The organism is Blastomonas sp. UPD001 (genome assembly GCF_003426715.1).
Classification (GTDB): Bacteria; Pseudomonadota; Alphaproteobacteria; order Sphingomonadales; family Sphingomonadaceae; genus Blastomonas.
This window is the reverse complement of record NZ_QKVT01000141.1, coordinates 1-4,717: the sequence shown is the minus strand read 5'-3', so window position 1 is coordinate 4,717 and position 4,717 is coordinate 1. Positions and strand designations below refer to the sequence as shown.

The 4,717-nt window shown below is 56.2% G+C and carries 7 protein-coding genes; 4 read left to right on the top strand and 3 right to left on the bottom strand.

Going from position 1 to position 4,717, the window contains the following annotated elements; all coding sequences use genetic code 11:
* Positions 1-119 precede the first annotated feature (119 nt).
* The 3 genes from DM995_RS19720 to DM995_RS19710 all read right to left on the bottom strand — a co-directional run bounded on the left by DM995_RS19720 (position 120) and on the right by DM995_RS19710 (position 2,095).
* Complete coding sequence (locus DM995_RS19720) at positions 120-1,040, bottom strand: restriction endonuclease (RefSeq protein WP_116970772.1); 921 nt, start codon at positions 1,038-1,040, stop codon at positions 120-122.
* A 36-nt stretch (positions 1,041-1,076) separates the two neighbouring features.
* Positions 1,077-1,784 carry an endonuclease/exonuclease/phosphatase family protein gene (locus DM995_RS19715; protein ID WP_116970771.1) on the bottom strand — a complete coding sequence of 236 codons (708 nt, stop codon included), beginning with the start codon at positions 1,782-1,784 and terminating at the stop codon, positions 1,077-1,079.
* A 95-nt stretch (positions 1,785-1,879) separates the two neighbouring features.
* Positions 1,880-2,095: a helix-turn-helix domain-containing protein gene (locus DM995_RS19710; protein WP_116970770.1), complete on the bottom strand. Its 216-nt coding sequence runs from the start codon at positions 2,093-2,095 to the stop codon at positions 1,880-1,882.
* Between the two features lie 154 nt (positions 2,096-2,249).
* Here DM995_RS19710 and DM995_RS19705 point away from each other — a divergent pair, with 154 nt between their 5' ends.
* From DM995_RS19705 to DM995_RS19690, 4 genes are all read left to right on the top strand, one after another.
* Positions 2,250-2,750 carry a DUF4352 domain-containing protein gene (locus tag DM995_RS19705; protein WP_157973388.1) on the top strand — a complete coding sequence of 167 codons (501 nt, stop codon included), beginning with the start codon at positions 2,250-2,252 and terminating at the stop codon, positions 2,748-2,750.
* Entirely contained in the window at positions 2,747-3,367 is a 621-nt protein-coding gene (locus DM995_RS19700; protein WP_116970768.1) for a DUF4230 domain-containing protein, read from the top strand. The genes DM995_RS19705 and DM995_RS19700 overlap by 4 nt, the downstream gene beginning before the upstream one ends.
* A gap of 72 nt (positions 3,368-3,439) precedes the next feature.
* Positions 3,440-3,787 carry a CBS domain-containing protein gene (locus DM995_RS19695; RefSeq protein WP_116970767.1) on the top strand — a complete coding sequence of 116 codons (348 nt, stop codon included), beginning with the start codon at positions 3,440-3,442 and terminating at the stop codon, positions 3,785-3,787.
* Between the two features lie 47 nt (positions 3,788-3,834).
* Positions 3,835-4,227 (top strand): hypothetical protein, encoded by a 393-nt coding sequence (locus DM995_RS19690; RefSeq protein ID WP_116970766.1) that lies wholly within the window; start codon positions 3,835-3,837, stop codon positions 4,225-4,227.
* Positions 4,228-4,717 lie beyond the last annotated feature (490 nt).

Here is a 4,717-nt window from a genome sequence, read left to right as displayed (position 1 = left end):
ACCATTTGTGTCGGCCAAAATCCATGCAATTTGGACTATCCGATCATTTACTTTATCTATGCCAGTGGTTTCGACATCAAAAAAGAGTAGCAAGCTCATGAGCAGCAACCTTCTGCCAGTTAGGCTTCGTCCGCAAAAAAATCTTCGTCCACCCGCTTGACCTCGATCGCCCGGCTAGTCCGAACGCCAACGCCGAATTCGATCATCAATTCCGTGAACTGGGGCCCATCGATCAGGATCACCCGCTGCTGCAGCCCGCGCGCATAGTCGATAGCCTGCTTGCTGAAGGCCGATGTTGTGACGAAAACGCCCTTGGAAGCTCCACGGCCAACCAGGCTACCGACAAAGCCCTGCACCTCTGGACGCCCTACCGATGAGCCGACCGCATAGCGTTTCGCCTGGACATAAATACGATCCAGGCCCAGCCGGTCTTCATCAATGACACCATCAATGCCGCCATCTCCGGATTTGCCCAACTGACGCGCCGCATCTTCATGTGAGCCACCGTAGCCCATTGCCACCAGCAGATCGACGATCAGCCGTTCAAAGAAGAATGGTGACTGATCCAGAATGCGTTGCAGCAGATCGGCCTTAAGGGCTGCCGTAAGAACGGCATGGGCGGCATCAATTTGCTCTTCGGGTGTTGCGTCGGATGTCGATGGCGTTGCGACCGGAATCGCATTGTCGGTGCTGGTTGTAGAGGTGCTGTAGAACTCGGCGAAGGCGGGAATGCGCTTCAAAGTCTCAACGTCGATCCGGCTGGGGTTGCTGGTTAGCATTTGTCTGCCTGCCGGGGAGATGACGAACACACCGCGCTTCGGGCTGTCTATTAGGCCTGCCTTCGACATGTAGAATTTGGCCCAGTGCACCCGGTTGTGCAGCAGGCGTTGCTTTCCGCTGGGCAGCATTTCCTCGCGTTCGTCCTCGGTCAGGCCCAGCCGATCGGCGATCTTCTCCGCAGCCAGGGGAACCCGCGTTTCGCCTTCAGCGGCGATGGCAAGCACGGGAAGCATAAGTGTCTGATAGTCGGGGATTGCCATGGGGCGAACCTATCAGAGATTGCTGACACGGCAATGTCAGACAAGCGGTATGTCGGCAACAATTGGCATGTGGTCGCTGATGGTTATCCACTGATCCGTTTCACCGATAGTGATTTTGGGACTGGCCACCTGCAGAGCTTCTTGGCGCACGAAAACATAATCGATGTGATAGGCTTTTGTCTCAGCCCGATGAAGATAGAACGTCGGCTTCAATTCCGAGCCTTGAGCCTCACCGCTGAATTCATGATAGAGGCTTTGAAAGCCAACCTCCGCCAGTTCGCCAACAGAGATCATATGGTTGCGGGTCTTGCGATTGGTGTCCCAGATGGCGTTGCTGTTCAAATCGCCGCAGATGATCGTGTCGGGACCCAGCCGGTGCTTATGCAACTGGAGATAGTGCCAAAATTGTCCGATGTAGCTGTACTGCCCCGACGCCTTGCGGCCTAGGGTCCAGACCCCAAGAACGGTTAGCTTTCCGTCCAGCTTAACGGGCAGGAAATGCCCACCCTGTTCCTGTGCCCAATCGAGAACCTCGATCGACTGACCTTTACGCGGAAAGATGCCAATCCCCTTATTCCGGTTGTGACCCCTCCAAGCATAGTCGCCAGCCCAGTCGCGGTAATCAGGCGTTGATTGCGCCGGGTCCTCGCATTCCTGGATCACGAGCACATCGGCGTCGAACTGATCAAGGTGTTGGTATTTGCGGCGGAATGCGCCGTTGCAGTTCCATGTGACGAGCCTCATCGCCGATCCGCAACGAAATTATCGATCATGCCGCGAACCTATCAGACGCGTTCGGCAGGGCAACGCGCAAAAGGCGGTATCTTATATAGAAGGTGCTAAGCTTCTGTCGCGATCAGCAACTCATGCGGCGCAACACCCAACGCATCGGCAAGCCTTCCCAAGGCCCGGACAGACGGGTTCCGCGTGCCGCGCTCCAAGTCGCTGACATAACTGCGTTCCATTCCCGCCTCCAACGCAAGCTCTTCCTGCGACATGCCTTTCAGCTTGCGATGGTGACGGACGTTCACGCCAAGAAGCTGAACCACGTCCATGCGGCGATGTGGCCGTAAGGCGCCATCTGCGTCTGTATACCAATCGTGTCATTTTCGCTCGCATTTGCCGTTCAACCCGATAATCCCATCGGGAGGCGGCCAATACTCCGCGTCCGTAATCGGCGTGGGTTCATCACAAAGAAAAGGATCTACCATGAATAAAGCTATTTTCGCCGCCTTCGCATTGCTCGCGTTGTCGGCATGCGGAAGCGAACCGGGCGAGTCCGCTGAGCAGGAAGCCGCTCCCGCCAAGGTGTACGCCATCGGAGAGACTGTGCCGATCGAAGGCTCAGAACTGACCATCACCAAGGTTGAGGAAAAAACGTCACTTGGCGGGGCGCTTGGTGCAAAAGCCGAGCCAGGTGAATCGTTCATCGTCGCCTACTACTCTCAGAAGAACACCTCCAAAGCACCGGTCGAACTGATCAGCAGCTCTGATTTTTCTCTCATCGACAGCAGTGGAACTCGATACATTGAGGACTCTATGGCCAGCATCGTTGCGGCGAGCGCGATGGAAAACGCTGCGGCTTTTGAAACCACCGTCAATCCAGGCGTGTCGTCCCGGTCTGCTATCGTATGGAAGGTAGCAAAGGCCAACTTCAATAAGGCCACCTGGACGGTGAAGTTCAACGAACTGACGTTCTCCCTCAAATGAGCGGCAAGAACGCCTTGCTGCTGTTGCCCATCGCCACGTTCGGGCTGGGTTACTGGGTCGCCCCCAAAGAGCAGCTCGACCGCGAGGTGGAGCAAAGCGGCTTCCTGCAGGTGGACACAAAACAGGTCCTCGCCACCACGGTGGAAAGCCTGCGGGAAGAGAATAAACTAGTGGTCTACAGCTACAAGGGGACGGCGCGGGTCAAGGTCAAGCGGACCAAGCTTTGGCTGTTCGGCGGGACACAGCTGCTGATCGTCCCGGCGGTGGTGAACTATCACATCGACCTGCGGGACTTGACGCTCGCCGATGTTCAGTACGACGAGAAAACCAAGATCGTCCGCGTGAAGGTGCCCAGGGTGAAGCTCGGGGACATCGCTTTCCAGCCGGAGCAAGCGACCACCATCAACGGTGGAGTGCTGACCTACAGCCAGCAACAGGTCGATGAGCTGCAAAAGCTGAACTACGCGTCAGCTCGGCGGGCCATCACCGCTCAGGCACAGGGGAGGGGCCTGGTAACCGCAGCTCGAAGACGGGCGATCGACAACGTGCAGTCGTATTTTGAGATACCCCTGCGCATCGTTGGCCAGCCCGACGTCAAGGTCGTGGCGACCTTCTAACCACCTATAATCACCAACAATCCGAGCCCTCACGGTCCAGCCGTGGGGGCTTTTTTTTATGGAGTCCTCATCATGCAAATCATCAGAACCTGGGCCGAGCTCGCTCTATGGCCCCAAAACGACGACATCGGCCGGTTGCTGCAAGAACGCCACAAGCAGCTGGCGGAATACGGCGACCTGGAACAGCTGGGCACCTTCATAATCGTCCAGCCGGGCGACACCTACGCCGACGTCGAACAGGCGGTGGGTTTTCCTATCGTCGGCGATGACACCCCGAACTGGGAATGGATCGAACGACACGGGTCGATCTTCGAAGCGCCGATCATCTTGACCGACGACGGATTCGGGCACGTCCTCATCGTCCCCGACCATCCAACTACCGACCCCCACCTGCTGGCGCTCTGCCGGAAATACACCTGACCAACACAGCGCCCACGGGGCGCTTTTTTTTTCCCCGGAGAAGACACATGCTTTCACTCATCGATTCGGCCGCCATGATTGCGGCCCTGCCGACTCTTGCCCCGCTGCCCCGCCAACGGGTTCAAGAAACTCTCGACGGCGAACTCGCCGATATGACACACATCCTCATCATCGGGCCGGATGACGCAGAAGCCGACATAGTTGCCGAAATTGGGTTTTCGCCCCTCGAACTGGAAAGGCTACGGTTCAGTGATTCCAGCTTGGAGCCTGCGTGGGATGTGCTGCACGATCATAGGGGGTGGTTCGAGCTGGTGTTCTGCGTCGCCAATGATGGGTTCGCGTTCGTACTGTTGATTGAAGATCACGAGCCACCGACACCGTTGGTCCGCCTGTGTCGAACCCACAGCAGGTTGGTCCCTGATCACCCATTGAATCGGTGACCCTGCGATCTCGTCTCCGAATCATTCCAGGTGCTTAAGGCCAGGGTGATTCGGCGGACGCGAACAGCCGACAATTTGGTTTGAGCGGGAGCCGGAAGGGGCTTGACGCTATTTTAAGTACCTTCCGCCTTAGGTTTTGAAAAAATCCTATTTAAAGTCGAATATCATTCAAAATAAATCCAATGAGCTTCAAAGGCGTTATTAGGAAAATTTTTGGAAAGTACATATTTCTGCAATCTGACGATATTGACAATAATAAATTTGACGCCGATCTCCGGCGAACCGGCCAAGTTGTAGTCGTTATTTTGAAACATGGGGGTAAGCCCTCATTTCGGAGAAGGCGTTATGAGTAGTGACTGTGAGTCTCAAGGAATCGACGGCGATCGCGGGAAATCACGCATCGCATCTATGAAGCTGAACAGCAGCAGCGGGGGGCGCGAGGTGAAAGGGGGTGAAGGGGGTAATCCTCCTTTCCCCCTCAGCAACGCCG